Below are 26544 nucleotides of genomic sequence, written 5' to 3' on the forward strand. Positions count from 1 at the left end.
GCCACGATTTGCGCGCGCGCGTTAAACTCGCCTTTCTCGCCGGCCGTCCGCGCCAGCGCATTCGCCATCAATCTGGACATCAAAAGACAGCAACAGGAGAGCGGGATGAGTTACGTGTTTCCTCCGGCGCCGGCAGCAGCCGTGCCCATCGACGGTTCGAACGAGCAGTTTCCCGTGCGCCGCATCTATTGCGTCGGCCGCAACTACGAGGCGCATGCGCGCGAAATGGGCCACGATCCGGACCGCGAGCCGCCGTTCTTCTTCAGCAAGCCCGCGGATGCCGTGCTGTACGTCGCGCCGGGCTCGACGGGCGAATTCCCGTATCCGTCGCAGACGAAAAATCTGCACTTCGAGATGGAGCTCGTCGCCGCGATCGGCAAGCAAGGCAAGGACATTCCCGCCGATAAAGGGCTGGATTACGTCTACGGCTACGCGCTCGGCCTCGACATGACGCGCCGCGATCTGCAGGCCGAAGCGAAAAAGCTCGGCCGCCCGTGGGACACCGCGAAGGGTTTCGACCGCTCCGCGCCGATCGGTCCGATTCATCCCGTGTCGAAGGTCGGCCATCTGGAAAAGAGCGCGATCTGGCTCTCCGTCAACGGTGAGGAAAAGCAGCGCTCGGACATCTCGCAACTGATCTGGTCGGTCGGCGAGACGGTCGCTTATCTGTCGACGCTGTTCGAGCTCTTCCCCGGCGATCTGATCTTCACCGGCACGCCCGAGGGCGTCGGCGCGGTCGTGAAGGGCGATTTGCTGAACGGCGGGGTGGAAGGCATCGGCGAGTTTTCGGTGCGCGTCGTATGAAGCTCTATAGCTATTTCCGCAGCTCGGCGGCGTATCGCGTGCGCATTGCGCTGAATCTGAAGGGGCTCGACTACGAGTACGCGCCGATCCATCTGCTGCGCGACGGCGGCGAGCAGCTCAAGCCCGCCTATCGCGCGGTGAATCCGGACGGCATCGTGCCCGCGCTCGTCGATGGCGACGACGTGCTGACGCAGTCGCTCGCGATCATCGAATATCTGGAAGAGACGCATCCCGAACCCGCGCTCTTGCCAAAAAGTGCGTCCGATCGGGCGTTCGTGCGTTCGGTGGCGATGCAGGTCGCGTGCGAGATTCATCCGCTCGACAATCTGCGCGTGCTCAAGTACCTGAAGCACACGGTGAAAGTGCCCGACGAGACGAAGGATGCGTGGTACCGGCATTGGGTCGAGGCCGGCTTCGAATCGCTCGAAAAGCGCCTCGCCGCCGATAAGCGCGTGGGCGCGCTGACATTCGGCGACACGCCGACCGTGGCGGATCTGTGCATCGTGCCGCAGGTGTTCAACGCGCGGCGCTTCGGCATCGACGTGAGCCGTTATCCGACGATCGAGCGCATCGCCGATCACGCGGATCAGCTCGATGCGTTCCGGCGCGCAGCGCCTGCAGAGCAGCCGGACGCCGAATGACGGGAGATTTTGCGAGTTTTCTGTCGGGTGCGGGGCTGGGCGCGAGCCTGATCGTCGCGATTGGCGCGCAGAACGCGTTCGTGCTGCGGCAAGGCTTGAAGCGCCGGCACGTCGGCATCGTCGTGTCGATCTGCGCGCTCATTGATGTGCTGCTGATCGGACTCGGCGTCGGCGGAATGGGCGCGCTCATCGCGCGCGCGCCTTTTCTGCTCGACGTGATTCGCTGGGCGGGCGCGATCTTCGTGTTCCTGTACGGCTTGCGCGCGTTTCTCGCCGCGTGGCGCGGGCCGGGGCATCTGAACGCGTCCGACGGCGAATCGCAGACGGCGCTCGGCGCGGCGTCCACCGTGTTCGCGCTGTCGTTGCTCAATCCGCACGTCTATCTGGATACCGTCGTGCTGCTCGGGGGCATCGGTGCGCGGCGCGGCTGGCCCGGCAATGCGTGGTTCGCCGCGGGCGCGATGTGCTCGTCGATCGTCTGGTTCACCGTGCTCGGCTACGGCGCGCGCTTGCTGGAACCGTGGTTCGAGAAGGACGTGTCGTGGCGCGTGCTCGACGTGATCGTCGGCTGCGTGATGTGGTGGATTGCAGCTTCGCTCCTTTTCGCGCGATGAGAAAAGGCGTCCACGTTGGACGCCTTTTTTCAGGGTTAGCCGAGCAACGCGTCCGCGAACTCTTCCGCGCTGAACGGCTGCAAATCCTCGACTTTTTCGCCCACGCCGATGAAATACACCGGAATGGGCCGTTGCCGCGCAATCGCGGCGAGAATGCCGCCCTTCGCGGTGCCGTCGAGCTTTGTCACGACGAGACCGGTCAGGCCCAACGCATCGTCGAACGCCTTTACTTGTGCAAGGGCGTTCTGGCCCGTGTTCGCGTCGATGACGAGCAGCACTTCGTGCGGCGCGTCGGGCATCGCCTTCGCGATCACGCGGCGCACCTTGCGCAGCTCTTCCATCAGATGCAGTTGCGTCGGCAGGCGGCCGGCGGTGTCGGCCATCATCACGTCGATCTTGCGCGCGCGCGCCGCACCGACGGCGTCGTAGATGACCGCGGCGGCGTCGCCACTTTCCTGTGCGATCACGGTCACGTTGTTGCGCTCGCCCCAGACCGTCAGTTGTTCGCGCGCGGCGGCGCGGAAGGTGTCGCCGGCGGCGAGCAGCACCGACTGGTTGAAATGCTGCAAATGCTTCGCGAGCTTGCCGATGCTCGTCGTCTTGCCGACGCCGTTCACGCCCGCGATCATCATCACGAGCGGTTGCGCGCGCCCGAGCATCAGCGATTTCTCGAGCGGGCGCAGCAGATCGATCAGCAATTCGCGCAGTGCCGCCTTCACTTGCGATGCGTCGGTCAGGCGCTCCGCGCGCACTTTCTCGCGCAGCGATTCGAGCAGGAATTCGGTGGCGTCGACGCCGGCGTCCGACATCAGCAGCGCGGTTTCGAGCTCTTCATACAGGTCTTCGTCGATCTTCGCGCTGACGAAAATGCCGGTCAGGTTGTTGCTCGTCTTCGAAAGCCCATGACGCAGGCGCGAGAGCCACGACTTTTTCGCGGCCGCATCGAGCGCGGGCGGCGGCACGATTTCCTCGCTCGCCTGGTCCGTTTCGGGCGCGCGCAGCCATTGCGACGACGTCCGGCCTTGCCAGTATTCCTTCGATTCCTCCGTGCGAGGCGCAGCGGGGGCGGCGGGGGCGGCGGGCGTCTCGGACGCGACGGGCTTCGCGGCTTCGGGCGCAGCCGGTGCGGGTTCGGCTCGCGGCTGAGGCTTCGCTTCTTCCGCAGGCGCCTGTTCCGGCAGCGCGTTGGCGGCGAGCGCCTGCCGTTCCAGTTCGGCCTCGGAGATTTCTTCGTCCTCGGCCGCCTCGACGGATTCGTCCTGAGGCATGTCGAGCAGCTCGTCGGCCGGCTTTTTGAATCGTTTGAAGAAGCTGAACATGGATGTCTGGCGATGATGCGCGTGTGATCCAACGGCCCGTGCGCGCCTTCGAGTCGCTTCGCGCGAGGCCCGCGCAATGGGATAAGAGCCGCATATTTTATCAGGCGCCGCCGTCCGCGCCCGTGCGGCTCCCGGCATGGCGCGCGCGTGTGGTAACGTTGGCTTTCATTGCCCGCTCCGGCCGACTTTCAAGCAAAAACACCCGGTGTGCACGATTCCAACCATTCTTTTATGTCCCGCTCTTCCGCCACTCGAACCGCCTTGCCCAGCCACACGCCGACGCGCGGAGGCAAACCGCACACGATCCGCATCATCGGCGGAGACTGGAAGCGCACGCCGCTGCCCGTGCTCGATCTCCACGGGCTCAGGCCCACGCCGGATCGCGTGCGCGAGACGCTCTTCAACTGGCTCGGCCAGGATCTGACCGGACAACGCTGCCTCGACATGTTCGCCGGCAGCGGCGCGCTCGGTTTCGAGGCCGCGTCGCGCGGCGCCGCGCGCGTGCTGATGATCGAGCGGAGCGCGAAGGCCGCCGCGCAGATGCGGGCGAATCAGACGAAACTCGGCGCGCGCAACATCGAGGTCGCGGAAGCGGAGGCGCTGCGCCTCGCCGCCAGCCTTGCGCCCGGCTCGTTCGACGTGATCTTTCTCGATCCCCCTTTCGGTGATCAGGCGCTGCTGTTGCGCGCGCTGGAAATCGCGGCGCCGCTCGCCGCGTCCGATAGCGCGATTTACGTCGAATGCGGCGATCCGCTCAATGTGGCCGAGATCGACGCGCTGGCGGGCTGGGCGGTAGTGCGCGAAGGCAAGGCGGGCGCCGTTCGCTATCATTTGCTGCGCCGCGAAAATGAGGAATAATGCGCGTTCCTCATTTTGGCTCAGCCGAAAGAGGCAGGGGAGAGGCACAGTTGGTCGTCGCAGCCACGCGGCCCAATGTAAATAGAAGAGGAGAAAGCTCATGGTTGTCGCCGTGTATCCGGGTACGTTCGACCCGCTCACTCGCGGGCATGAAGACATCGTCCGGCGCGCATCGAGCATATTCGATCAGCTCGTCGTCGGAGTCGCGGACAGCCGCGCCAAGAAGCCGTTTTTCTCGCTGCGCGAGCGGCTCGATATCGCGCACGATGTACTCGGGCACTACCCAAACGTGCAGGTGAGCAGTTTCACAGGGCTGTTGAAGGATTTCGTGCGCAAGAACAACGCGCGCGTGATCGTGCGCGGCCTGCGCGCCGTGTCCGATTTCGAGTACGAATTCCAGATGGCCGGGATGAACCGCTATCTGCTGCCTGACGTCGAGACGATGTTCATGACGCCGTCCGATCAGTATCAGTTCATTTCGGGCACCATCGTGCGCGAGATCGCACAACTCGGCGGCGACGTGAGCAAGTTCGTTTTCCCGTCGGTGGAAAAGCGGTTGATCGACAAAGTGACCGACCTGACGCAGAAAGATCCCGCGGCGCCTTGAGTGTCGGGCCCGCGCCCTCGTTCATCCGAAGCGCGCGGGCGTCATGCCGGTTTCGACACCGGCGCAAGAGAGTGAAGCATGTCCCTGATCATTACCGACGAGTGCATCAACTGCGACGTTTGCGAGCCCGAGTGCCCGAACGACGCCATTTCGATGGGTCCCGAGATCTATGTGATCGACCCGAACAAATGCACCGAATGCGTCGGCCATTTCGATGAGCCGCAGTGCCAGCAAGTGTGCCCGGTCGAATGCATTCCGCGCGACCCCGCTCACGTCGAAACGCCCGAGCAGTTGATGGCCAAATATCACGCACTGATGGCGGCGAAGGGCTCTTCCTAGGCCAATATCTCGCCTAAAGCCGCGACGAGCGCGTCGCATTCGGACGGCGTGCCGATCGAAATGCGCAAATGCTGATCGATGCGCGGCAGCTTGAAGTGGCGCACGAAAATCTCTCTCGTCTTGAGCGCGGCCGCGAGCGTCGCGGCATCGTGCGCAGAATGTCGGGCGAACACGAAGTTGGCCGCGGACGGCACGACATCGAAGCCTGACGCTTGCAATTGCGCGATCAGCTTCTCCCGGCTCGATACCACTTTCGCGCAACTATCCTCGAACCACGCCTGATCCCCATACGACGCCAGCGCTGCAGCTTGCGCGAGGCGATCGAGCGGATACGAGTTGAAGCTGTCCTTCACGCGCGTGAGCGCTTCGATCAGCGCCGGATCGCCGAAGGCAAAGCCGACGCGCATGCCCGCCAGTGAACGCGCTTTCGAAGTCGTCTGCACGACGAGCAGATTCGGATACGTATCGATCAGATTCACGGCCGACTCGGCGCCGAAATCGACATACGCTTCATCAATGATGACCGGCGCGTCAGGATTGGCCTTCAGCAGAACCTCGATCTCCGAAAGCGGCAAAGCGCGACCCGTCGGCGCATTCGGATTCGGCAGCAGCACGCCGCCGCTCGGCGCGCGGTAATCGTCGACATCGATGGCGAAATCGGAATTCAAAGGCACCGTCTCGTACTCGACGCCGTACAACTGCGCGTACACCGGATAGAAGCTGTAGGTGATGTCCGGAAAACGGATCGGCTTGTCGTGCTTGAGCAGCGCCTGGAACGCGTGCGCGAGCACTTCGTCGGAACCGTTGCCTGCAAATACCTGCTCGACCCGCAGCCCGTGATGCTTCGCCACGGTTTCGCGAAGCGCGCGCGCGGTCGGATCGGGATACTTGCGCAATGACGCGCCATCTTCGCCGAGCTCGCGGCGAATCGCCTCGACCACGCGTGGCGACGGCGGATAAGGATTTTCGTTCGTGTTCAGCTTGACAGGATGCGCCAGCGCGGGTTGCTCGCCAGGAACATAAGGCGTCAGTCGATGGACGATATCGCTCCAGAAACGGCTCACTTTTTTCGACTCCAGATCAAGAGTTGCGGTGCAGGTTCATCACGGCGCGTTCGGTCTCGCCAGCAACGACGAAAGGCATCACAGCGAGCGCGCGCTCGATCGACTGATCGATCACATCCTGTTCCTCGCGGCGCGGCGGCTTGAGCACGAAGTTCGCGACATCCGGTTTCGCGCCGGCGCGCGCGCCTTCGGGTATCAGTTCGCGCGGATGCCCGATGCCGATGCGCAGCCGCCAGTATTGCTGCGACGATAGATGCGCGGAAATGTCCTTGAGCCCGTTATGCCCGCCGCTGCCGCCGCCGAGCTTCATCTTGACAGTGCCGGGCGGCAGGTCGAGCTCGTCATGCGCGACGAGAATCTCATCGGGAAGAATCTTGAAGAACTGCGCGAGCGCGACCACCGATTGTCCCGAACGGTTCATGAAGGTCTGCGGTTCGAGCAGATGGATTTCGTGACCGTGCAGGCGTCCTTTGCCGTAGAAGCCGTGGAAGCGGCGTTCTTCGCGCAGCGTCGCGCCGGCGTCGCGTGCGAACTGGTCGACGAACCAGAAGCCCGCGTTATGCCGCGTCGCGGTGTATTCGGCGCCCGGATTGCCCAGGCCGACGATCAGCTTGATCATTTCAGTTTCGTCTAGTGCGAAAAAAAACCCGCCGGGCTTGCGCTCCGGCGGGTCACGTCGACCGTTCCTGAGAACGAATCGAGAGGATAGCGTATTTCCGCGTGCTTATTTGCCAGCTTACTCGGCAGCCGGCGTTTCGCCTTCAGCAGCTTCGCCCACTTCCGACTGGACAGCGGCCGGAACGGTCGCCGATGCCACCACCGGGTTTTCCGCTTCGACCGAGATCGTCAGGCTCACGCCCTTCGGCAGTTGGATGTCCTTCGCGTGCATCGTCTGGCCGGCTTCGATCTTCGCGAGGTCGATTTCGAGGAACTCGGGCAGGTCTGCCGGCAGGCATTCCACTTCCAGTTCCGTCACGACGTGCGAGATCACCGCGCCCGACAGCTTCACGGCCGGGTTGCTTTCCTGGTTCATGAAGTGCAGCGGCACCTTGGTGTGCAGCTTCTTCTTCGCGTCGACGCGCTGGAAGTCCACGTGCAGCACGAGCTGCTTGAACGGGTGGTATTGCACGTCGCGCAGCAGAACCTGTTGCGACTTGCCGGCCACTTCCAGATCCAGAATCGACGAGTGGAAAACTTCTTTCTTCAGGGCGTGCCACAGGGCGTTGTGGTCGAGTTCGACCAGTTGAACGTCCGTTTCACCGCCATACACGATACCCGGGGTCTTGCCCGAGTTACGCAGGCGGCGGCTCGCACCCGTACCTTGCTTGCTACGCTCGAAAGCGACGACTTTCATATTTGACTCCTATATCTGCCCGCGACCAGGCAGGGAAACCGGGATCATCGAAAAAGTGTGATCCCAAAACAAACGATGCGAACCTTCGTCCGTTCGCATCGATCATGCAAAAACGCGAAGCCCGAGCTTCGCGTTTCTTGCTTAATGCTTTTAACCTTCGGCGAAGAGTGACATCACCGAGTCGCCGCGCCGGATTCGCGAGAACGTCTCCGCGAGCAGACCCGCGCTCGAGAGCGGACGGATCTTCGGGCACGCAAGCGATTCGGCGGACAGCGGAATGGTATCCGTGACGACGAGCTCGTCGAGCTCCGACGACGCGATGCGTTCCGCCGCGCCACCCGACAGCACCGGGTGCGTCGCATAGGCGAAAACCTGCTTTGCACCGCGCGCCTTCAGCACTTGCGCAGCCTTGCACAGCGTGCCGGCGGTATCGACCATGTCGTCCATGATCACGCAGGTGCGGTCCTCGACTTCGCCGATGACGTTCATCACCTCGGCGACATTCGCCTTCGGACGGCGTTTGTCGATGATCGCGAGGTCCGTGTTCAATTGCTTGGCGAGCGCACGCGCGCGCACCACGCCGCCGACGTCAGGCGACACGACCAGCAGATGATCATGGTTCTGCTTGCGCAGATCGCCGAGAAGGACTGGCGTGGCGTAGATGTTGTCGACGGGGATGTCGAAGAAACCTTGAATCTGGTCGGCGTGAAGGTCCATCGTGATGACGCGATCGACGCCGGCAATTTCCAGCATGTTCGCGACGACCTTCGCCGAGATGGCCACTCGCGCGGAACGCGGACGGCGGTCCTGGCGCGCATAGCCGAAGTAGGGGATAGCTGCGGTGATCCGGCCTGCGGATGCGCGCTTGAGCGCATCGACCATGATCATCAGTTCCATCAGGTTGTCGTTCGTGGGAGCGCAGGTGGACTGCAGAACGAATACGTCTTTTCCCCGAACGTTTTCCTGAATCTCGACCATGATCTCGCCGTCTGAGAAGCGGCTGACCATCGCTTTGCCGAGAGGAATTCCAAGGATTTTGACGACTTCCTGTGCAAGCGCGGGATTGGCGTTGCCAGTAAAAACCATCAGGCCGTCACTGCTCATCGTGCACCTGTCTGCGGCTGGAGGCGAGAGGAAAAACGCGAGAAAAGAAATGGCAGGGGAGGAAGGACTCGAACCCTCGCATGCCGGAATCAAAATCCGGTGCCTTGACCAACTTGGCGACTCCCCTACACAAACTTTGAGTTTCGCCGGAAGCGTAGGACATGCCCGGCAAAACAAAACCTATGACGCGAAAGCGAAGAGAGGATGAGAATCCAGACTTGCTGTTACTACGCTCTTCCAGCTTGCCGGCAGTTTGGCTTGCGCCATTTCCGCTTCGGCCTGGCTTCGGAACGCAGCAAACACGCTTGCTCCAGATCCGGTCATTCGCGCCGGTGCGAGATTGGAGAACCACTCGAGCACCTTTGCAACTTCCGCGTACTTTCCTGCAACTACAGCTTGCATGTCATTTTGACCGAAGCTGTCTGGCCAGTTTGCGTCTGACCTTTGCTGTGCAAGAAAGTCCATCATTGTGACGACTTTCGTATCCCGTGTCAAGCTTTTCTCGGAGAAAATCGCCGCGGTCGGGACGTGAGCATCGGGCGCAACCACGAGGAAAAAGCGTTTCGGCAGATCGACTGCCTCAAGCGCCTCGCCCACACCTTCTGCGAATGCATTTTGTCCGAAGACAAAAAACGGCACGTCCGCGCCGAGTTGCAGGCCGAGATTCTGCAGAATCTCACGCGAAAGATCAACACCCCAGAGACGATTCAGCGCTAGAAGTGTTGTTGCCGCGTCGGAACTGCCTCCGCCGAGGCCTGCGCCCATCGGCAGGAGCTTGTCGATCTCGATTTCCACGCCGAACTTCGTGCCCGTATGTTGCTGAAGCAGGCGCGCGGCACGCACGATGAGATCGTCGGCTTCGGGCACGCCCGGCACGTCCGTCTTGCGTGTGATGACGCCATCGCCGCGACGGGTGAAGTGCAGCCGGTCGCCCCAGTCGAGCAACTGGAAGACGGTCTGCAGCGAGTGATAGCCATCCGGACGGCGGCCGGTGATGTGCAGGAAAAGGTTCAGCTTCGCGGGCGCGAGGCAGTCACGGAGCGATTTGGTCGATGAGGCCATACGTGATGCTTTGAAACGAATGCGGCAAGGTTATTGATCGAGCACGAGCTTGATGTCGAGCGGCGGTTCGTTGCGCACGAGATTCACGCGCTTGACGCCCGTGGCAGGCGCATCGGCATAGGCGAGATAGTCGATCGTCCATCCGTCCTGCTTGATTTCCTTCGGGCGGCCATTGGACGATTCGGGATCGAGCGTAGTCTGCGCGCGTGAGCTCGGCGCGGCGGACGGCTGCAGCCAGTAGCGCAAGCCTTCCACCGGCAGCGCGAAACCGAGCGTGTTTTGCATGAGCTGCGATACGTTGTCGGCGCTCATCGGTTGCCGGTTGGGCAATTCGAGCGTCGCGAGCGACGGCGACGATGTAACGATGGCCATCGTCTGGCCGAGCGGATTGCGCAGTTGCAGCGTGACGGTATCGCCCGTTTCCTGCCAGTCGAAGTTGCCGTACGCGTTGCGCTGCACGCCGTTCTGGTCGTTGTACTGAACGGCGAAGCGTCCGTGATACGCGCGGCTCGTCTGCGTGGCGAGGGAGGTGCTTGCGTTCGTCGTCGTGGGTACGCGCGGCTGTACCGCGCAACCGGACAGGATCAGTGCAGCGAGCGCCGTGAAACCGAGCGCGCCACGCCGGAGCGACGCGCCGTTGAAGAACTCGAATGCCATCAAAGGTCGTTTACCTGGAGTCGTTTGAGCGTTTTGACGAGCGTGTCGTTATCCGGTTCGAGCTTTTGCGCCTGCCGCCAGGTGGCGCGCGCCTGATCCTGCTGCCCGGACTTCCACTGGACCTCGCCCAGATGCGCGCCGATTTCGGCATTCGGCTGAAGGGTATAAGCGTTCTTGAGAATCTTCTCCGCTTCGGCCGAATTGCCCTGACGGAAGCGCGCCCAGCCGAGGCTGTCCATGATGAACGCGTCGTTGGGCGCGAGCGACACGGCCTTTTCGATCAGCTTCACTGCTTCGTCGAGCCGTTGATTGCGATCGACGAGCGAATAGCCGAGCGCGTTGTACGCCTGCGGATTGTTCGGTTGCGTGCGCATGAGCGTGCGCAGTTGAGTCTCCATGACGTCGTAGTGGCCGTTCTTTTCCGCCGCCATCGCGTAGTCGTAGATGAGATCGGGATCGTCCGGGAACGCGGCCACGGCCTTCGCGAGATTCGCTTCGGCTTCCTTGTAGCGATGCGCCTCGAAGAGAATGGCCGAGTCGGTGCGCGCGAGCAGCGCCAGATCGCGCGGATCGGAGCTTTGCAGACTGCCGATCAGCGCGCGGGCGTCGTCGACCTTGCCTTGTTTCGCGAGCAGTTGTGCGCGCGTGATCTGAGCGGGCAGATACTGTTGGCTCGTACGCGGGATCTTGTCGAGCCACTGACTCGCGGCGGCATCGTTCTTCTGCTCGAGCGCGAGTTGCGCAAGATAGATGTACGCCTGGCCGGGGTCCGCACCCGGCGTGCTTTCCGCCGTCTTCGCGTAGAGATTCAGAAAATCCTGCGCCTTGTCGAACTGCTTCTTCTGGATGTTGATGAGCGCGAGCGCCATCAACGGCGTCAGGTCCTTCGGATCGTTCTTGCGCATGATCTCGAACTGCTTCTGCGCATCGTCGATCCTGTCGGCCGACAGATACAACTGCGCGAGCGCGAGCCGTGCATCATGCGATTTCGGATTCTTGTCGAGATACTTCTCGAACGAGGCGATGCCTTCCTTGCGCTCTTCCGGGCCCATGCGCGCGAGCGTCAGCGCGGCGGGAAGATAGTCCGGCTTGAGTTGCAGCGCCTTTTCGAGCGATGCCTTCGCGCCCGGCGGATCGTCGGCGATCAGTTGCTGGCGCGCGAGCGCGAGTTGCGTCTCGGGCCGGTCCAGATCGTTTTTCGTCAGATCTTTGAGCACGTTGAGCCCGCCGATGCGATTCGGTCCGCGCGCGAGCAACGACTGCAACGACAGGATGGCCTCGCCGCGCTGCTCGGGCGATACCTTCGCGAGCTCACTCTCGAGCGTGGGCTTCGCGTCTTCGGGCTTGCCCGCGACAATCAGCAGCGACGCGCTCAATTGCGCCGCGCGCTCCGAATGCGGCGCGAACTGCTGCCAGAGTTGCGCCGACGTGAGCGCATCGTTCGGGCTTTGCGCCGCTATCGCGATCTCGGTTGCACGTTGTGCGAAACGCGGATCGTGCGTGTCGCGGGCGAGCGCGAGATAGGTTTGGAATGCGGGCGCGGGCTGGCCGCGTTGCAACGCGACTTCGGCCGCCAGTACCTGAAACACGATCTGGCTGGACATCGAGACGTTCGGCAGATCCTGCTTCTCCGCGCCGCTTACCGGCGCGGTCAGCAGATCGGCCGCGCTTTGTGCGTCGGACTGCTCATCGGCGCTCGGAACGGGCGTCGCGTTCGGTTCCTGAGCATGCGCGGGCGCGCACGCCAGCGCGGCCATCGCGAGCGCAACGGCGCCGGCGATCCGCGACATTGGCACGGCGAACGAATGCGTCGAGCTGACCCGACGCTTCGCAAACAGCTTCATGACGAACGAGTTCATGGAAATCCAGACGATGTTTCGGTCGATTGTAACGCGGTCGCTAAAATACCGGCACACTCGCCCCAGCAAGACGCTCTCCAGAAAAATGCCCGAACTGCCGGAAGTCGAAGTCACCCGCCGGGGAATCGAACCCTATGTCGCCGGACGGCGCGTCGAGCACGTCGACGTGCGCACGCCCGCGCTGCGCTGGCCCATTCCGAAGCATCTTCCGAAGACGCTCGATCATCAGAAGATCGAGAAAGTCGAGCGACGCGGCAAGTATCTGCTGTTCGAAACCGCCGAGGGCTGGCTCATCGTTCATCTCGGCATGACCGGCACGCTGCGCGTCTTGCGTCACGTGCCGAAGCCGCCCGAGGCGGCAAAGCACGATCACGTCGATATCGTGTTCGACGAATTCATCCTGCGCTTTCGCGATCCGCGCCGCTTCGGCGCGATTCTCTGGCATCCGCGCGCGGACGGCGACGTGCTCGATCATCCGCTGCTCGCGAGCCTGGGCGTCGAGCCGTTCTCGCCGGAATTCTCCGGCGCGCTGCTGTTTCGCGAGACGCGCGGGCGCAAGGTGTCGGTGAAGCAGGCGCTGCTCGCGGGCGGGATCGTTGTGGGCGTGGGCAATATCTACGCGTCGGAGAGTCTTTTTCGGGCGGGCATCCGGCCGACGACCGCCGCCGGGCGCATCTCGCTCGTGCGCTACGACCTGCTCGCGGACGCGGTGCGCGTGACGCTCGCGGCCGCCATCGAAAAAGGCGGCAGCACGTTGCGTGACTTCGTCGGCAGCAATGGCGAATCGGGCTACTTCCAGCTCGACTATTTCGTCTATGATCGCGCGGGCCTGCCGTGCCACGTCTGCGGGACCGCTATCAAACAGATCGTTCAAGGGCAGCGTTCGACTTACTTCTGTCCGCGCTGCCAACGCTAAATTCCGATGCTCGCTCTTACAGATTTTTCGTCGCGCCTCATCGCGTGGCAACGCATTCACGGCCGCCACGACCTGCCGTGGCAGAACACGCGCGACGCGTACCGCATCTGGCTTTCGGAGATCATGCTGCAGCAGACGCAGGTCTCGACCGTCATCCCTTATTACGCGCGCTTTCTCGAACGCTTTCCCACGGTGACGGCGCTCGCCAATGCGCCGATCGACGATGTCATGGCGCTCTGGGCCGGGCTCGGCTACTACTCGCGCGCGCGCAATCTGCATCGATGTGCGCAGACCGTGGCGCACGAACATGGCGGCGCGTTCCCCCAGACCGTCGACGAACTTTCGTTGTTGCCCGGCATCGGGCGTTCGACGGCGGCGGCGATCGCGTCGTTTGCGTTCGGCGCGCGCGCGACCATTCTCGATGGCAATGTGAAGCGCGTGCTCGCGCGCGTATTCGGCGTCGAAGGCTTCCCAGGCGAAAAGAAAGTCGAAAACGCGATGTGGGCGCTCGCCGAATCGCTTCTTCCCGATGCCGCGAACAAGGAAGACGTCACCGCATACACGCAGGGCCTGATGGACCTCGGCGCGACGCTCTGCACGCGCGGCAAGCCGGATTGCGCGCGCTGTCCGTTCGCGTCGGATTGCGTGGCCAAAGTCGAAGGGCGTCAGCGCGAATTGCCCGCGGCGCGCCCGAAGAAAGCCGTGCCGACGCGCAAGACATGGATGCTCGTTCTGAAGGACGGCGATTCGATCCTGCTGCAGAAGCGTCCGTCGATCGGTATCTGGGGCGGTCTGTGGAGTCTGCCCGAAGCCGGGGACGAAGTCGCGCTCTTGGAAGTCGCGCGGAACCTCGGCGCCGACGTGCACCTGGAGCGTCTCGCGCCGCTATCGCACGCGTTCACGCACTTCAAGCTGGATATCGAGCCGCGCCTGGCCGAAGCGCGCTGCGCGCCGTGCGAGTTGATGGACACGGAAACGGTCTGGGCGCCGCTTTCCCGCATCGATGCCTACGGCGTGCCGGCTCCGGTGCGCAAGCTGATCGATGCTTTGAGCGGTTCGCTCATCTGAAGCTATAGCAACTGATGGTGCTGCATGTAGTGATGCACCACGTCGATGCGCGCGCCCGCGTCCATCAGTTCCATGAGCTTCTGGCGCGCGCGCATCGGGATCGGCAGGATTTCGGCGAGACGGTTCGACACCCACGTCGGATCGTCATATAGGAACGGCTCGACGAAAGGCAGGTTCTGCGGCTCGCGTTCCTTGATCGTGTCGACGATCCGCTCCAGCACTTCCGCACACGCGCCGAACTTGGCGAGCGCCTCGGCGCCTTGCAGCGGTTGATCGTCGCCCAGCAACTCCGCCGTGCCAACGAGCAGATTGCTCGGCTCCACGCGATGATCCGTCAGCCTGAAGCGCTCGGTGCCGCGCGCCTGGACGAGCAGGAGGCCGAAGGTATCGACATCGCATTCCGAGATTTCGGCGAGACAGCCGATGTTTTCCGGCACCGACGGATCGCCCGGCGACGCGACCTCGTGCCCGCTCTTCAGCAGGCACACGCCGAACGGCGTCTGCTCGCGCAGGCACTCGCGCGCCATGTCCAGATAGCGTGCCTCGAAAACTTTGAGCGGCAACAGGCCGCCCGGAAACAGCACGGTGTGAAGCGGAAACAACGGCAAGTCGGCCAAAACGGGATTCGCGGACATCGCGTCCCTCCTGAGTGGACCGCCGGCGCGGCGATCAGGTTCGCGTGTGAGGCGCGCTGTCACCCAGCCGGGATGGGCGCGTCACGATGCCGCACGATCACATTTGCCGTCTCGCAAAAGCGCGCGGCGAGCGCCTCCGCGATGAACACCGAGCGATGCTGGCCGCCGGTACAGCCGATCGCGACAGTGAGATAGCTGCGGTTGTCGTCGCGAAAACGCGGCAGCCATTTGCCGACGAACGCGCCGATGTCGTCGATCATCTCGCCGACCAGCGGTTGCGCAGTAAGAAAGTCGATGATCGGTTGATCGAGGCCCGTGAACGGGCGCAACTCACGGTCGTAATACGGATTGGGCAGCGCGCGCACGTCGAACACGAGGTCGGCGTCGAGCGGCACGCCGCGCTTGAAGCCGAACGATTCGAACATCAGCGTGAGATCGGCGGCGTCCGTCTCCACGAAGCGCTTGACCCAGGCCCGCAGCACGTTCGAACGCAAATTGCTCGTGTCGATCTGATGGCCGTATTCGGCGAGGCCCGCGACCAGTTCGCGCTCGCGCTCGATGGCTTCGGCAAGCGAGTTCAGCACGCCGACGTCGGCTTCGCGCATCGGCGGGCCGGAAAGCGGGTGGCGCCGGCGCGTCTCGGAGAAGCGCTGGATCAGCGACTGCGTGCTTGCGTTCAGGAACAGCACGCGCAGATCGTAGTCGTGCGAAAGCGTATTGATGATGGCCGGCACTTCGTCGAGCGAGAGGCTCGAGCGCGCGTCGATCGCGACGGCGAGCCGCGTCTGGCCTTCCTTCGCGAGATAGGCGGCGAGTTCAGGGAGAAAGCGCGGCGGCAGATTATCGACGCAGTAGTAGCCCCCGTCTTCCAGGGCGTTCAGCGCAACGGACTTGCCGGAACCGGAGATGCCGGTGATCAGGATGATACGCATGGGTTTTCGGGGTTCGCTTTCTCTTAGCTTAGCACCTGCGCTCGATTCGATTCGATCCGCGCAACGTCCTGCCAGACGCGTTCAGATCAGCTTGCCGGGAAACTGGCTGTCGGGGTCCTGCATGGCGAGGCGCTGACGATCCATGAAGTCGCGCAGGGTGTCGATGCCGCGCAACTGCAGAATCGTGTTGCGCACGGCGGCCTCGACCAGCACGGCCAGGTTGCGGCCCGCCGCGACCTGAATCGTCACTTTGCTGATCGGCAGGCCCAGCACGTCGACGGTCTGACTTTCGAGCGGCAGGCGCTGGAATTCGCCGTCCGGCCGGCGCACGAGCTGAACGATCAGCTTGAGCTTCATTTTCCGGCGCACGGCGGTTTCGCCGAAAATCGTCTTGATGTCGAGCAGGCCGAGGCCGCGCACTTCGAGCAGGTTTTGCAGCAGCGGCGGGCAGCGGCCCTCCACGAAGTCGGGGCCGAGGCGCACGAAATCCACGGCGTCATCCGCGACGAGGCCGTGACCGCGGCTGATGAGTTCCAGCCCGAGCTCGCTTTTGCCGAGACCCGAGTCGCCGGTCAGCAGCACGCCCATGCCGAGAATGTCGATGAAAACGCCATGCAGCGTCGCGCGCGGCGCGAGAATGCGCGACATATACGCACGCAGGCTGTCGATGACGGCGGCCGCGGACATGCGCGTTGTGAAGAGCGGCGTGGATGAGCGCGTGCAGCGCAGGACGAGTTCGGGCGGCGCGCCGACTTCGCCCGCAACGACCAGAAACGGCGGCTCGAGCGCGATCAGCTCGGCCATGTGGCGCGAGCGGTCTTCATCGGACTGGCGTTGGTAGTAGTTGATCTCGGCGTCGCCGAGCACCTGGATACGGTTCGGGTGAATCAGGTTCAGGTGGCCGACGAGATCGGCGCTCGATGTCGCGTTCGCGACCGTCTCGCTCGAAAAACCGCGTTCCCAGCCCTCGTGCCCGGTGAGCCAGCTGAGCTTCAGGGCGGCGGCGTTGTCGTCGAAAATGCTTTGGGCGTTGATGCTGGACGTATCCATGAGGCCGGAACTCCGTTGGAAGCCGGGAGCAGCCTTCGCGTGCAGACGAAGCGGGTTGCTTCGCTCTTTTCGCATGGCGCTGCGTTTGACCGATTGTGCCCCAGAAGCTTTGCGTAAGCGAGGCGCGCCGGGTGCCGGCGTGAACCTCGATCGCGAGTCGCTATGTTGGAGTGGCTATCACGGTTGCCATTGCGTGAGCACTTGATAAAGCGCATCACGATTTTCTTCCTTGTGCAGACGCTCGCGCGCCTCGCTGTCGGAGAGCAGTTGCGCGATCTCCGAGAGAATTTCCAGATGCTGTTGCGTCGCCTGTTCGGGCACGAGCAGGAAGATCAACAGGGAGACCGGCTGGCCGTCGGGCGATTCGAACGCGACCGGTTCGGCGAGGCGCACGAACGCGGCGACCGGTTGCTTCAGCCCCTTGATACGGCCGTGCGGAATGGCGACGCCCTCGCCGAGGCCGGTCGAGCCGAGGCGCTCACGAGCGAAGAGATTGTCAGTGACGGTGCTGCGAGCGATGCCGTTCTGGTTCTCAAAAATCAGGCCCGCTTGCTCGAATACGCGTTTCTTGCTGGTAACGGGCAGTCCGAGAACCACGTTCTCGATGGGAAGGAATTTGGCTAAACGATTCATGTTGGCAGGCAGATGCGTGGCCTGATAGCTCCTCATCGTGGCCGCTGTCTGAAAGCGCTCACGGCGATGGTGAAACGAAAATGCGCTGGCGGCGTTTTTCCTGCAGCGTGCGTGTCATAACCGAAATTAACCGGACCATTATAGAACAGCGCAAAGTCCGATGGTGCGCCGCGCCATTGCACCATTTTCGATCCAATGTGCAGCACAAAGCCCTGAAAATCAATGGCTTGTACCTTGCTACGGCCAAAATCCAACAAAAAAGCCGCCAGTCGGGGCGGCTTCGGTTGGGCGCGTGCCTGTGTGAACCGTTTTCGGATGGTCGAGGATTTCCTGGAATCGTGCCCGCCGTTTGTGGCGGCGGGGCATCGCTGTCATCCGTCGGTCAGGTTGCGAGCACGCGAGCCGAGTGCTCAGGGCGACGGCGCTTCCACTTCGTGCGGTTCGCCGCGGTACTTCACTGATTCGTGAGCGTGGCCCTGAATCTTGTCCTTGTGCTTGATGACTTGCCGGTCCAGCTTGTCGACCATCAGGTCGATCGCCGCGTACATATCAGCGTCACAACTCTCGATAAAAATGTCCTTGCCCTTGAGATGCAGGTTGATTTCTGCCTTCTGCCTCTTTTCCTTTTCCCTATGATTGTCGACCGAGAGGACAACGTTGCCGTCGATAACTTGATCGAAGTGACGGAGCACCCGTTCCAGCTTCGTGATCACGTACTCGCGCAACGCAGGCGTCAATTCGAGGTGGTGTCCGCTGATCTTCAGATTCATAGTTGCTCTCCAAGCTAGTGGCCGTGAGATCACGTCGGCTCGTCCGATACCGGTCGGCTGTGCCTCCCGTCAGCGCGTCGTGCTGGCGCGACTGAAAAACGGGGTGCATCGGCCGGCACGTCCGCGCTTTCGCAATGCGGCCGGTAAACGCCCACCGCAACACGCGATGGACTACAGAGACGGGTCATAGAGACTTGCGCAGATTCACTGCCGGGATCCTGAGGGCTTCGCGGTACTTGGCGACGGTGCGCCGCGCGACCACGAATCCTTGTTCCGCCAGCAGTTCGGCGATGCGGCTGTCTGAAAGAGGAGTTTTGGTGTCTTCCGCTCCTATCAGTTGCTTGATGAGTGCGCGAATCGCCGTGGACGATGCCGCGCCTCCTGTGTCGGTCGAAACGTGCGATCCAAAGAAGTACTTAAATTCAAGCGTCCCGAATGGGGTGAGCATGTACTTGCCTGTGGTCACACGTGAAACTGTCGACTCGTGTAATCCCAGCGTATCAGCAATCTCCCGCAAAACCAAGGGCCGCATGGCGATTTCGCCATGTGCAAAGAAGTTCTTCTGACGCTCCACGATTGCTTGCGCGACGCGCAAAATCGTCTCAAACCTCTGCTGAATATTCTTGATGAGCCAGCGTGCTTCCTGCAATTGTTGACGCAGTGAGCCGCTGCCGGGATCGCCGCGATTGTTGCGCAGGATGTTCGCGTACAAATGGTTAATGCGCAGCTTCGGCACGATCTCGGGATTAAGCTCGGCGGTCCATCCGCTCGCGGACTTTCTGACGAGGATGTCCGGCACCACGTAGTCCGCTTCGCTCTTGCCATATGCCGCGCCCGGAAACGGCTCCAGCGACTTGATCAGCAAATGCGCGTCCCGCAGGGCGTCGTCGCCGGCCTTCAACTGTTTGCGCAAACGCGTGAAATCGCGCGCCGCGAGCAATTCCAGATGATTCGTGACGATCTCGAGCGCCAGCGTGCGCGTGGGTGAGCCGTCGAGCCGCAGCAACTGCAGCTTGAGGCATTCCGATGCCGAGCGTCCGCCGACGCCGGGCGGATCGAAGCTCTGAAGCAACGCGAGTGCCGCGCTCAGTTCGTCGATGTCTACTTCGAGCTCTTCCGGCAGATCGGTCTGAACCTCATCGAGCGATGACGTCAGATAGCCGTCCTCGTCCAGCGATTCGATCAGGAAAATGACGAGCGCGCGATCCCGCTGATTCGCGGCGGTCATGCGCAACTGCGCGGTCAGATGGTCGCGCAGCGTCGTGGTCGATTCGTGGATTTGCAGCGGCGGGAGATCGTCGTCGTCGGAGGCGTTGTTCGCGCGACCGTAGTCTTCGAGATTCCATGAGCTGGAATCCTGGCCGCTGTCCGACCCCAGCCCGTTGTACTCGTCCACGCCCTGCGGCTCGCTTTCCGTACGCTCGGAACTCGACGTGGAGGACGTGGAGCCGTTGCTCATCATCGGCTCGGAGGGCGCGCTCTGCGCCGCCGGCGATGCGATCAGCGAGCCGTCTGCGGCGACGCGCAGCGGGCTCGAGATCCAGTCGTCGTCGTTCTCGAGGAGCGGATTCTGCGCGACCGCCATCGCGACTTCCTGCTGCAGTTCGAGCGTAGACAACTGCAGCAGCCGGATCGACTGCTGCAGTTGCGGGGTCAGCGCAAGATGCTGCGAGAGGCGGAGTTGGAGGCTGGCTTTCATGGCAAAGTTTTAATCATTGTAGAGAGTTTGCCACGCGCGCGAAACCTCGCGGGGATTCGAAAAAAGCCGTGCCGCCCGGGAAGGGCGGCACGCAAGTTTTGCTGGTTGCGGACTGGTGCGGCGCGCACTATGCGCGCCGCGCCGTCGAGCGGTCACATCCGGAAATGCTCGCCGAGATAGACGCGCCGTACGCTCTCGTTCTCGATGATCTCGCCCGGCGCGCCGGCCGCGAGCACGGAGCCGTCGCTGATGATGTACGCATGATCGCAGATACCGAGCGTCTCGCGCACGTTATGGTCGGTGATCAAGACGCCGATGTTGCGCTGCTTCAGAAACTTCACGATTTTCTGAATTTCCAGCACGGCGATTGGGTCGACGCCCGCAAACGGCTCGTCGAGCAGGATGAAGCTCGGATTGGTTGCGAGCGCGCGTGCGATTTCCACTCGACGGCGCTCGCCGCCCGACAGCGACAACGCCGGATTCTCGCGCAGATGCGCGATCTGCAATTCGTCGAGCAAGGCTTCTGCGCGCTGGGTTATGGCGTCTTTGGACAGGCGTTTTCCCGCTTGGTCCGTTTGCAGTTCCAGCACCGCGCGGATGTTCTGTTCGACAGTGAGCTTGCGGAACACCGACGCTTCCTGCGGCAGATACGACAAGCCGAGATGCGCGCGCTGGTGGATCGGCAGAAGGCTGATCGATTTGCCGTCGAGGTCGATCTCGCCGGCATCGAGCGGCACGAGGCCGACGATCATATAGAACGACGTGGTCTTGCCCGCGCCGTTGGGCCCGAGCAGTCCGACCACTTCGCCGCTCTTCACGTCGAGCGACACGTCTTTCACCACGGTGCGCGACCCGTAACGCTTCTTCAGATTGCGGACGACGAGCGAACTCGACTCGCCTTCCGGCTTGCGGTGGGGCATGGCGGGCGAATTCACTGCTGCGGCTGTCCTTGAATGGTGTTCGACGGAGAAAGCGTGGCGGGCGATCCGTTCAGCGGCGCGGCGCCGCCCGAACGCGGCGCGAGCATCGCGCGCACACGGCCGCCTGGATTGCCGGGACCGGCCTGGTCCTTGCCCGCGGTCGCCGTATAGAAATCCTTCTGGCCGTCGTAGGTGATCACGCTGCCGTGCACTTCGTCCTGCACCTTCGTCTGGCCTTGCAGGCGGCGCACGACGGCGCGCGTCGTGAGCTTGGTGAAGTCGTTCTTGCCGTCGTAGTCGATGCGCACTGCGTTGCCGTCGATGTACTCGTCCACGCCGTCACGCTTCTGGCGGAAGTACGAGAGATTATTGCCGGTCGACGTGCCCGTCGCGTACTGATAGCCCTGCGGATCCTGCGTGACTTCCACGCGATCCGCCTTGATGATGATCGTGCCCTTGGTCGCGACGACATGACCCGTGAAGATGTTCTTCTGGTTGAGGTCGTCGTAGGACATGTTGTCCGCTTCGATGTTGAGCGGCTTGTCGCGGTCGGCCTTCTCGGCGTGCGCGGGCAGCGCGACGAACGCGGCGGAGATGGCGAGCGCAGCAGCGAGCCCGGCCCGCGCGGCGTGCGTGGCGCGGCGCGCGGGCGTTGCGCACGCATGGCCGCCATCGGGACGAAGGTACCTTTCGTTCATGCAGTCAAAATTCGGATGGGAGTGCCGGGATTATTTGGACGAGCCGCCGTTGATATCCGTGGCGGCGATCGCGCCGCGCACGTTACCGAATAGCTTCATTACCCGGGTCACGTTGTTGTAGTTCATGCCAGCGGCTGTCATCACGGACGGGCCGCGCTGAAGTCTAACCGGTTTTTCCGTTTCGATGACATCGTCGTTGACCAGCACGCGAAAATGCTGGGAATCTGCCTGCATCTGCGGATCGCCGTAACCGGGCGCGCGCAGGATGCGTGCGTCGTCGTAGAGATCGACAATGGAAACGTCGCCGTTGACCGCGCCGCGCAGCGCCGTCGCCGTGACGGTCGGCTTTTGCGGCTGGAACATGCGGAGCGCGGGCAGCGTCAGGTCGCTGATTTCGTCGTCTTCGTAATGCACCATCGACTTCGCCGTCAGACGATATTGCGTCGAACCGGTGGCGTCGAGCTCCGAAACGGAAAAGTTGTTCGCGAAGTAATCGGGCGTGTGGCGCTTCTCGGGCGCCGGCGCCTGCTGGGCCGGCGGTAGCGTGGCCTGCAAAAGCCAGTAGGTGATGCCCGCAAGCGCCGCCATCGCGAGGAGCGGCAGGAGCGAGGAGAGGCGGCCGGGACGGTGCATGCGCTCAGCCTCCGAGCGCTGCGGCGAGCAGCGCGTCGTAGCGATGCTGCGCGCGCAGGATCGCGTCGCAGACTTCGCGCACCGCGCCGTGGCCACCGCGCGCTTCCGCGACCCAGTGCACGCGCTGGATCACTTCGGGGTGCGCGTTCGCGGGCGCGGCCGCGAAGGCGCAGCGGCGCATCACCGCGAGGTCGGGCCAGTCGTCGCCCATGTAGCCGCACTCATCGGCGGCGATGCCGGTCGCTTGCAGCAGTTCGGCGAGCGCGACGGTTTTATCCTCGACGCCCTGATACAGATGCGTGATACCGAGTTCGCGCGCCCGCGCCGCGACGATGCCGGACTGCCGCCCCGTGATGATCGCCGTCTGCACGCCGACGGACTGCAGCATCTTCACGCCGTGGCCGTCGAGCGAATTGAACGACTTCATCGAATCGCCCTCGGCGCCGAAGTAGAGGCTGCCGTCGGTGAAAACGCCGTCGACGTCGAACACCATCAGCTTGAGCCGGCTCGCGCGTTCGGCGGCGGTGGGAGGCTTTTGGGCCATCAGATTACCTTCTTGGAGAAGAGGTCGTGCATGTTCAGTGCGCCAATCAAAGTGGCATCGGCGTCCACGACCAGCATCTGATTGATGCGATGGCGCTCCATCAGTTCCACGGCTTCGACCGCTAGATGGTCCGGCGCGATCGTGCGCGGATTACGCGTCATGACTTCGCCGATCTTCAGTGCGCGGAAATCGCCATCGCGCTGTAAGATGCGGCGCAGGTCGCCGTCCGTGAAAATGCCGTGGACGCGGCGACTTTCGTCGATGACAGCCGTCATGCCCATGCGTTTGTCGGTGATCTGGAAGAGCGCGTCCGAAACGGTCGCGTTCAGCGACACGACCGGCACTTCGTCGCCCACGCGCATCACGTCGCGCACATAGGTCAGCAGGCGCCGGCCGAGCGCGCCGCCGGGATGCGAGCGCGCGAAGTCGTCGGGGCCGAAGCCGCGTGCGTCGAGCACGGCGACGGCGAGCGCGTCGCCCAGCGCCATCGCGGCGGTCGTGCTGGCCGTGGGCGCGAGATTCATCGGGCATGCTTCCTTTTCGACGCGCGCGTTCAGGTGCATGTCCGCCAGTTGCGCGAGACTCGATTCGGGACGGCCGGTGATAGCGATAAGCTTTGCCCCGAGCCGCTTGATGAGCGGCAAAATGGCGACGAGCTCTTCGGTTTCGCCCGAGTTGGACAGCGCGATGAAAATGTCGTCGGCGGTGACCATGCCGAGGTCGCCGTGGCTTGCTTCGGCCGGATGCACGAAGAACGCGGGCGTGCCCGTGCTCGCGAGCGTCGCTGCGAACTTGCGCGCGACATGGCCCGACTTTCCGATGCCCGACACCACCACGCGGCCACGGCAGCCGAGCAGCGTTTCGACCGCGTTCGTGAAGTTTTCGTCGAGTAGTTCTGAAAGCCCGCGAACGGCGTCGGCTTCGATCTGGATTACGTTGCGAGCCAGCGCCAGCGCCCGGTCGCCATTGATTTTCGCTATCATTCGCGGAGTATAGCAAAGGCGTTTCCGAGCCGCCCCCGTGGGGCTCCGCGCGCCGCCGCCTATCCGCCCCCCGCAAGCCCCGTCGTCAGGGGCCGTTTTCGAGATGCCGGAGCGCGCGAGCAAGCGCCTCGGAAAACTGACGAACGAGGACGCTAGACGGATGACTTCTCCGCTCGAAATGACGCTGTTGCTGCTGCTCTGCTCCGTGGCAGGCGTCGTCGTATTCCGCTATTTCAATCTGCCGCCGATGCTCGGCTATCTGGCGGTCGGCATCATCGTGGGTCCGCACGCTGCCGGCATCGCGCCGGACGCGGACCGCGCGCAGCATCTCGCCGAATTCGGCGTCGTTTTCCTGATGTTCTCCATCGGGCTTGAGTTCTCGCTGTCCAAGCTGCGCTCGATGCGGCGCATCGTGTTCGGGCTCGGCGCGAGCCAGGTCGCGGCGACCATCGGGCTCGCGATGCTGTTCGGCTGGATCGCGAGCATGTGGACGGAGATGTCGTGGCAGGCGAGTTTCGCGCTCGGCGGCGCCATGTCGATGTCGTCGACGGCCATCGTCAGCAAGCTGCTCGCGGAACGGCTGGAGCTCGAATCGGAGCACGGCCGCAACATCTTCGGCGTGCTGCTGTTCCAGGATCTCGCCGTCGTGCCGCTGCTCATCATCATCGCGGCGTTCGCGAACGGCAATTCGTCGCAACTCGCGATGTGGCTCGGCATCGCGGCCGTGAAGATCGTCGTCGCGTTGACGGTTCTGCTGTTCGTCGGTCAGAAATTCATGACGCGCTGGTTCGATCTGGTCGCGCGCCGCCGTTCGCAAGAACTGTTCATGCTGAACCTGTTGCTGGTGACGCTGGGCGCGGCGTTCATTACCGACAAGTTCGGCTTGTCGCTCGCGCTCGGCGCGTTCATCGCGGGCATGCTGATCGCCGAAACGCCGTACCGGCATCAGGTGGAAGAGGACATCAAGCCGTTTCGCGACGTGCTGCTCGGCCTCTTTTTCGTGACGACCGGCATGCTGCTGAATCCGCGCGTGATCTGGGAGCATCCGTTTCTGGTGCTCGGCTTTTTCGTCGTCCCGATTCTGCTCAAGGCCGTGATGATCACCGGTCTCGCGCGGCTCTTCGGCGCGACGCCGGGCGTCGCGATGCGCACCGGTCTCGGCCTCGCGCAGGCGGGCGAATTCGGCTTCGTGCTGCTGAATCTGATTCTGGATTCGCATCTGGTCAATTCGACGGTCCTTCAGGCGATTCTCTCCGCGATGCTGCTTTCGATGCTCGCCGCGCCGTTCATCATTCAGAACGCGGACCGGATCGTGCTGCGGCTGTCGTCGACCGAATGGATGCTGCAATCGCTGCAAATGACGAAGATCGCGACGCAAAGCCTAAAGCAGAGCGGCCACGTGATCATTTGCGGCTACGGCCGCGCCGGGCAGAATCTCGCGCGCATGCTGGAGCAGGAAGGCATTTCCTACGTCGCGCTCGACCTCGACCCGGATCGCGTGGCGGCAGCGGCGGCGGCGGGCGAATCGGTGGTGTTCGGCGATGCCGGGCGGCGCGAATCGCTGCTCGCGGCGGGCCTGCATCGCGCGGCGACGGTCGCGATCACGTATGCGAACACGCCATCCGCGATGCGCGTGCTGCACAACATCCACGAACTCGCGCCGACTTTGCCCGTGATCGTGCGCACCGTCGACGACGCCGATCTCGAAAAGCTCACCGCGGCGGGCGCGACGGAAGTGATTCCGGAAATCGTCGAAGGCAGTCTGATGCTCGCATCGCACACGCTGGTGCTGATGGGCGTGCCCATGCGCCGCGTGGTGCGGCGTGTCGAAGAGATGCGCGATGCGCGCTACAGCCTCCTGCGCGGCTATTTCCACGGCGCGGACGACGCCGACGACGACGATGGCCACGAGCAGGTGCGGCTACAATCCGTACCGATCGACGCAAATTCCGAAGCCGTCGGCCATTCGCTCGACGATCTCGGGCTCGTCGGCAATGGTGTAGAGGTGACCGCGATCCGGCGCCACGGCATCCGGGGCGTCGCACCGGACCCCGACACCAAGCTGCGCGCGAACGATATCGTCGTGCTACGCGGCCTGCCCGAAGTGTTGGCGCTCGCCGAGGAACGGCTCTCGCGCAACCGCCGGGCGGCATAATTTCCTCTTTTGTCACCAAGGCGAACGCGCGGCCTCAGGGCGCGGACTCCGGAGAAGTCATGTCCCTTACCCCTTCGAACGTTCAGCTCGACGCCGCCCGTTTCATAAAGGAGCGCGTGCGCACCGTCGAAAACTGGCCGCAGCCTGGCGTGCGGTTTCGCGACATCACGACGATCCTGCAAGATCGCCGCGCGCTGCGCATGCTGATCGACCTGTTCGTGCAGCGTTATATCGACGAGGACGTCGACGTGATCGCCGGCATGGATGCGCGCGGTTTCATCATCGGGCCGATTCTCGCGTATGAACTGAGCCTCGGTTTCGTGCCGATCCGCAAGAAGGGGAAGCTGCCCTACAGGACACTCTCGCAGTCCTACGACCTGGAATATGGCAGCGCGACCGTCGAGATCCACGAGGATGCGTGCAAGGCGGGCGATCGCGTGGTGATCGTCGACGATCTGGTCGCGACCGGCGGCACGATGATGGCCGGCAAGATCCTGCTGGAGCGGCTCGGCGCGCAAGTGGTCGAAGCGGCGGCGATCATCGATCTGCCGGATCTCGGCGGCTCGAAGCTGCTGCGCGACAACGGCGTGCCGCTCTATACCGTGTGCGAATTTGGTGGACATTGA

30 protein-coding genes and 1 tRNA gene are annotated in these 26544 nt (G+C 63.2%); 10 read left to right on the forward strand and 21 right to left on the reverse strand.

Annotated features, from left to right (window positions below; translation table 11 throughout):
- The first annotated feature begins 105 nt into the window (after positions 1-105).
- The 3 genes from AWB75_RS01995 to AWB75_RS02005 are packed head-to-tail and all read left to right on the forward strand — an operon-like array spanning position 106 to position 2059.
- Positions 106-804, forward strand: a complete 699-nt coding sequence (locus AWB75_RS01995; protein WP_061122376.1) for a fumarylacetoacetate hydrolase family protein — start codon at positions 106-108, stop codon at positions 802-804.
- A complete protein-coding gene (maiA, locus tag AWB75_RS02000) occupies positions 801-1445 on the forward strand; it encodes a maleylacetoacetate isomerase (protein WP_061122377.1) in 645 nt (214 codons plus the stop codon). Before AWB75_RS01995 ends, maiA begins: the two co-directional genes overlap by 4 nt.
- Positions 1442-2059 (forward strand): LysE/ArgO family amino acid transporter, encoded by a 618-nt coding sequence (locus AWB75_RS02005; RefSeq protein ID WP_061122378.1) that lies wholly within the window; start codon positions 1442-1444, stop codon positions 2057-2059. The genes maiA and AWB75_RS02005 overlap by 4 nt, the downstream gene beginning before the upstream one ends.
- Positions 2060-2094: 35 nt before the next feature.
- Here AWB75_RS02005 and ftsY read toward each other — a convergent pair whose 3' ends face one another.
- Positions 2095-3378, reverse strand: a complete 1284-nt coding sequence (gene ftsY, locus AWB75_RS02010; RefSeq protein WP_061122379.1) for a signal recognition particle-docking protein FtsY — start codon at positions 3376-3378, stop codon at positions 2095-2097.
- Positions 3379-3609: 231 nt separating this feature from the next.
- Here ftsY and rsmD point away from each other — a divergent pair, with 231 nt between their 5' ends.
- The 3 genes from rsmD to AWB75_RS02025 all read left to right on the forward strand — a co-directional run bounded on the left by rsmD (position 3610) and on the right by AWB75_RS02025 (position 5182).
- A complete protein-coding gene (gene rsmD / locus AWB75_RS02015) occupies positions 3610-4236 on the forward strand; it encodes a 16S rRNA (guanine(966)-N(2))-methyltransferase RsmD (protein ID WP_061122380.1) in 627 nt (208 codons plus the stop codon).
- Positions 4237-4336: 100 nt separating this feature from the next.
- Positions 4337-4843, forward strand: a complete 507-nt coding sequence (gene coaD / locus AWB75_RS02020; RefSeq protein ID WP_061122381.1) for a pantetheine-phosphate adenylyltransferase — start codon at positions 4337-4339, stop codon at positions 4841-4843.
- Positions 4844-4921: 78 nt separating this feature from the next.
- A complete protein-coding gene (locus AWB75_RS02025; protein ID WP_061122382.1) occupies positions 4922-5182 on the forward strand; it encodes a YfhL family 4Fe-4S dicluster ferredoxin in 261 nt (86 codons plus the stop codon).
- Here the strand turns inward: AWB75_RS02025 and hisC are convergent.
- The 8 genes from hisC to AWB75_RS02065 form a co-directional block, all read right to left on the reverse strand.
- Complete coding sequence (hisC, locus tag AWB75_RS02030) at positions 5179-6246, reverse strand: histidinol-phosphate transaminase (RefSeq protein ID WP_061122383.1); 1068 nt, start codon at positions 6244-6246, stop codon at positions 5179-5181. The genes AWB75_RS02025 and hisC overlap by 4 nt on opposite strands.
- 16 nt (positions 6247-6262) lie before the next feature.
- Positions 6263-6865: an aminoacyl-tRNA hydrolase gene (gene pth / locus AWB75_RS02035; protein WP_061122384.1), complete on the reverse strand. Its 603-nt coding sequence runs from the start codon at positions 6863-6865 to the stop codon at positions 6263-6265.
- Between the two features lie 117 nt (positions 6866-6982).
- Positions 6983-7600 (reverse strand): 50S ribosomal protein L25/general stress protein Ctc, encoded by a 618-nt coding sequence (locus AWB75_RS02040; RefSeq protein ID WP_061122385.1) that lies wholly within the window; start codon positions 7598-7600, stop codon positions 6983-6985.
- 150 nt (positions 7601-7750) lie between these two features.
- Entirely contained in the window at positions 7751-8704 is a 954-nt protein-coding gene (locus tag AWB75_RS02045; RefSeq protein ID WP_061122386.1) for a ribose-phosphate pyrophosphokinase, read from the reverse strand.
- A gap of 50 nt (positions 8705-8754) precedes the next feature.
- Positions 8755-8831 (reverse strand) — tRNA-Gln (locus AWB75_RS02050).
- Between the two features lie 53 nt (positions 8832-8884).
- Positions 8885-9766 carry a 4-(cytidine 5'-diphospho)-2-C-methyl-D-erythritol kinase gene (gene ispE, locus AWB75_RS02055; protein ID WP_061122387.1) on the reverse strand — a complete coding sequence of 294 codons (882 nt, stop codon included), beginning with the start codon at positions 9764-9766 and terminating at the stop codon, positions 8885-8887.
- 30 nt (positions 9767-9796) lie between these two features.
- Positions 9797-10423, reverse strand: a complete 627-nt coding sequence (gene lolB, locus AWB75_RS02060; protein ID WP_061122388.1) for a lipoprotein insertase outer membrane protein LolB — start codon at positions 10421-10423, stop codon at positions 9797-9799.
- The gene (locus AWB75_RS02065; protein WP_061122389.1) at positions 10423-12282 is read right to left on the reverse strand and encodes a tetratricopeptide repeat protein; all 1860 of its coding nucleotides are present in this window, start codon (positions 12280-12282) and stop codon (positions 10423-10425) included. The genes lolB and AWB75_RS02065 overlap by 1 nt, the downstream gene beginning before the upstream one ends.
- 85 nt (positions 12283-12367) lie before the next feature.
- On the opposite strand from AWB75_RS02065, the gene mutM reads away from it, so the two are divergent.
- Together mutM and mutY are read left to right on the forward strand one after the other, a co-directional pair.
- Positions 12368-13198: a bifunctional DNA-formamidopyrimidine glycosylase/DNA-(apurinic or apyrimidinic site) lyase gene (gene mutM, locus AWB75_RS02070; protein ID WP_061122390.1), complete on the forward strand. Its 831-nt coding sequence runs from the start codon at positions 12368-12370 to the stop codon at positions 13196-13198.
- 6 nt (positions 13199-13204) lie between these two features.
- On the forward strand, positions 13205-14266 hold the full coding sequence (mutY, locus tag AWB75_RS02075) for an A/G-specific adenine glycosylase (RefSeq protein ID WP_061122391.1): 1062 nt from the start codon (positions 13205-13207) through the stop codon (positions 14264-14266).
- A 2-nt stretch (positions 14267-14268) separates the two neighbouring features.
- On the opposite strand, the gene AWB75_RS02080 is transcribed toward mutY, so the two are convergent.
- From AWB75_RS02080 to kdsD, 12 genes are all read right to left on the reverse strand, one after another.
- A complete protein-coding gene (locus tag AWB75_RS02080; protein WP_061122392.1) occupies positions 14269-14901 on the reverse strand; it encodes an LON peptidase substrate-binding domain-containing protein in 633 nt (210 codons plus the stop codon).
- A gap of 59 nt (positions 14902-14960) precedes the next feature.
- Positions 14961-15833, reverse strand: coding sequence for an RNase adapter RapZ (gene rapZ / locus AWB75_RS02085; protein ID WP_061122393.1), 873 nt, complete (start codon positions 15831-15833; stop codon positions 14961-14963).
- A gap of 81 nt (positions 15834-15914) precedes the next feature.
- On the reverse strand, positions 15915-16883 hold the full coding sequence (hprK, locus tag AWB75_RS02090) for an HPr(Ser) kinase/phosphatase (RefSeq protein ID WP_008351692.1): 969 nt from the start codon (positions 16881-16883) through the stop codon (positions 15915-15917).
- Positions 16884-17060: 177 nt separating this feature from the next.
- On the reverse strand, positions 17061-17552 hold the full coding sequence (gene ptsN, locus AWB75_RS02095) for a PTS IIA-like nitrogen regulatory protein PtsN (RefSeq protein ID WP_327218088.1): 492 nt from the start codon (positions 17550-17552) through the stop codon (positions 17061-17063).
- A complete protein-coding gene (locus tag AWB75_RS36870; protein WP_143746392.1) occupies positions 17549-17773 on the reverse strand; it encodes a hypothetical protein in 225 nt (74 codons plus the stop codon). The genes ptsN and AWB75_RS36870 overlap by 4 nt, the downstream gene beginning before the upstream one ends.
- Positions 17774-17926: 153 nt before the next feature.
- On the reverse strand, positions 17927-18286 hold the full coding sequence (gene hpf, locus AWB75_RS02100; RefSeq protein ID WP_061122394.1) for a ribosome hibernation-promoting factor, HPF/YfiA family: 360 nt from the start codon (positions 18284-18286) through the stop codon (positions 17927-17929).
- A gap of 184 nt (positions 18287-18470) precedes the next feature.
- The gene (locus tag AWB75_RS02105) at positions 18471-19985 is read right to left on the reverse strand and encodes an RNA polymerase factor sigma-54 (RefSeq protein WP_061122395.1); all 1515 of its coding nucleotides are present in this window, start codon (positions 19983-19985) and stop codon (positions 18471-18473) included.
- A 152-nt stretch (positions 19986-20137) separates the two neighbouring features.
- A complete protein-coding gene (gene lptB / locus AWB75_RS02110) occupies positions 20138-20905 on the reverse strand; it encodes an LPS export ABC transporter ATP-binding protein (RefSeq protein ID WP_087086448.1) in 768 nt (255 codons plus the stop codon).
- Positions 20906-20916: 11 nt separating this feature from the next.
- On the reverse strand, positions 20917-21603 hold the full coding sequence (lptA, locus tag AWB75_RS02115) for a lipopolysaccharide transport periplasmic protein LptA (protein ID WP_061122397.1): 687 nt from the start codon (positions 21601-21603) through the stop codon (positions 20917-20919).
- A 30-nt stretch (positions 21604-21633) separates the two neighbouring features.
- Positions 21634-22236 carry an LPS export ABC transporter periplasmic protein LptC gene (lptC, locus tag AWB75_RS02120; RefSeq protein ID WP_061122398.1) on the reverse strand — a complete coding sequence of 201 codons (603 nt, stop codon included), beginning with the start codon at positions 22234-22236 and terminating at the stop codon, positions 21634-21636.
- A gap of 4 nt (positions 22237-22240) precedes the next feature.
- Positions 22241-22780 (reverse strand): KdsC family phosphatase, encoded by a 540-nt coding sequence (locus tag AWB75_RS02125; RefSeq protein WP_061122399.1) that lies wholly within the window; start codon positions 22778-22780, stop codon positions 22241-22243.
- Complete coding sequence (kdsD, locus tag AWB75_RS02130) at positions 22780-23763, reverse strand: arabinose 5-phosphate isomerase KdsD (RefSeq protein ID WP_061122400.1); 984 nt, start codon at positions 23761-23763, stop codon at positions 22780-22782. Before kdsD ends, AWB75_RS02125 begins: the two co-directional genes overlap by 1 nt.
- Before the next feature lie 160 nt (positions 23764-23923).
- On the opposite strand from kdsD, the gene AWB75_RS02135 reads away from it, so the two are divergent.
- A complete protein-coding gene (locus tag AWB75_RS02135; RefSeq protein ID WP_061122456.1) occupies positions 23924-25918 on the forward strand; it encodes a cation:proton antiporter domain-containing protein in 1995 nt (664 codons plus the stop codon).
- Positions 25919-25977: 59 nt separating this feature from the next.
- Positions 25978-26544, forward strand: a complete 567-nt coding sequence (locus tag AWB75_RS02140; protein ID WP_061122401.1) for an adenine phosphoribosyltransferase — start codon at positions 25978-25980, stop codon at positions 26542-26544.

The sequence above is a fragment of the Caballeronia catudaia genome (assembly GCF_001544755.2).
Classification (GTDB): Bacteria; Pseudomonadota; Gammaproteobacteria; order Burkholderiales; family Burkholderiaceae; genus Caballeronia; species Caballeronia catudaia.

Bases quoted from the DNA above. Each gene is read 5' to 3' on its own strand.
- AWB75_RS02005 (WP_061122378.1), top strand. From the start codon at position 1,442: ATGACGGGAGATTTTGCGAGTTTTCTGTCGGGTGCGGGGCTGGGCGCG.
- pth (WP_061122384.1), bottom strand. From the start codon at position 6,865: ATGATCAAGCTGATCGTCGGCCTGGGCAATCCGGGCGCCGAATACACC.
- hpf (WP_061122394.1), bottom strand. From the start codon at position 18,286: ATGAATCTGAAGATCAGCGGACACCACCTCGAATTGACGCCTGCGTTG.
- AWB75_RS02125 (WP_061122399.1), bottom strand. From the start codon at position 22,780: ATGGCCCAAAAGCCTCCCACCGCCGCCGAACGCGCGAGCCGGCTCAAG.
- lptB (WP_087086448.1), bottom strand. From the start codon at position 20,905: ATGCCCCACCGCAAGCCGGAAGGCGAGTCGAGTTCGCTCGTCGTCCGC.
- ftsY (WP_061122379.1), bottom strand. From the start codon at position 3,378: ATGTTCAGCTTCTTCAAACGATTCAAAAAGCCGGCCGACGAGCTGCTC.
- AWB75_RS02045 (WP_061122386.1), bottom strand. From the start codon at position 8,704: ATGAGCAGTGACGGCCTGATGGTTTTTACTGGCAACGCCAATCCCGCG.
- AWB75_RS02065 (WP_061122389.1), bottom strand. From the start codon at position 12,282: ATGAACTCGTTCGTCATGAAGCTGTTTGCGAAGCGTCGGGTCAGCTCG.
- rsmD (WP_061122380.1), top strand. From the start codon at position 3,610: ATGTCCCGCTCTTCCGCCACTCGAACCGCCTTGCCCAGCCACACGCCG.
- hprK (WP_008351692.1), bottom strand. From the start codon at position 16,883: ATGGATACGTCCAGCATCAACGCCCAAAGCATTTTCGACGACAACGCC.
- AWB75_RS02135 (WP_061122456.1), top strand. From the start codon at position 23,924: ATGACTTCTCCGCTCGAAATGACGCTGTTGCTGCTGCTCTGCTCCGTG.
- rapZ (WP_061122393.1), bottom strand. From the start codon at position 15,833: ATGCGTATCATCCTGATCACCGGCATCTCCGGTTCCGGCAAGTCCGTT.
- AWB75_RS02080 (WP_061122392.1), bottom strand. From the start codon at position 14,901: ATGTCCGCGAATCCCGTTTTGGCCGACTTGCCGTTGTTTCCGCTTCAC.
- mutY (WP_061122391.1), top strand. From the start codon at position 13,205: ATGCTCGCTCTTACAGATTTTTCGTCGCGCCTCATCGCGTGGCAACGC.
- AWB75_RS01995 (WP_061122376.1), top strand. From the start codon at position 106: ATGAGTTACGTGTTTCCTCCGGCGCCGGCAGCAGCCGTGCCCATCGAC.
- lptC (WP_061122398.1), bottom strand. From the start codon at position 22,236: ATGCACCGTCCCGGCCGCCTCTCCTCGCTCCTGCCGCTCCTCGCGATG.
- ptsN (WP_327218088.1), bottom strand. From the start codon at position 17,552: ATGAGGAGCTATCAGGCCACGCATCTGCCTGCCAACATGAATCGTTTA.
- kdsD (WP_061122400.1), bottom strand. From the start codon at position 23,763: ATGATAGCGAAAATCAATGGCGACCGGGCGCTGGCGCTGGCTCGCAAC.
- ispE (WP_061122387.1), bottom strand. From the start codon at position 9,766: ATGGCCTCATCGACCAAATCGCTCCGTGACTGCCTCGCGCCCGCGAAG.
- lolB (WP_061122388.1), bottom strand. From the start codon at position 10,423: ATGGCATTCGAGTTCTTCAACGGCGCGTCGCTCCGGCGTGGCGCGCTC.
- AWB75_RS02140 (WP_061122401.1), top strand. From the start codon at position 25,978: ATGTCCCTTACCCCTTCGAACGTTCAGCTCGACGCCGCCCGTTTCATA.
- lptA (WP_061122397.1), bottom strand. From the start codon at position 21,603: ATGAACGAAAGGTACCTTCGTCCCGATGGCGGCCATGCGTGCGCAACG.
- maiA (WP_061122377.1), top strand. From the start codon at position 801: ATGAAGCTCTATAGCTATTTCCGCAGCTCGGCGGCGTATCGCGTGCGC.
- coaD (WP_061122381.1), top strand. From the start codon at position 4,337: ATGGTTGTCGCCGTGTATCCGGGTACGTTCGACCCGCTCACTCGCGGG.
- AWB75_RS02025 (WP_061122382.1), top strand. From the start codon at position 4,922: ATGTCCCTGATCATTACCGACGAGTGCATCAACTGCGACGTTTGCGAG.
- AWB75_RS02040 (WP_061122385.1), bottom strand. From the start codon at position 7,600: ATGAAAGTCGTCGCTTTCGAGCGTAGCAAGCAAGGTACGGGTGCGAGC.
- mutM (WP_061122390.1), top strand. From the start codon at position 12,368: ATGCCCGAACTGCCGGAAGTCGAAGTCACCCGCCGGGGAATCGAACCC.
- AWB75_RS02105 (WP_061122395.1), bottom strand. From the start codon at position 19,985: ATGAAAGCCAGCCTCCAACTCCGCCTCTCGCAGCATCTTGCGCTGACC.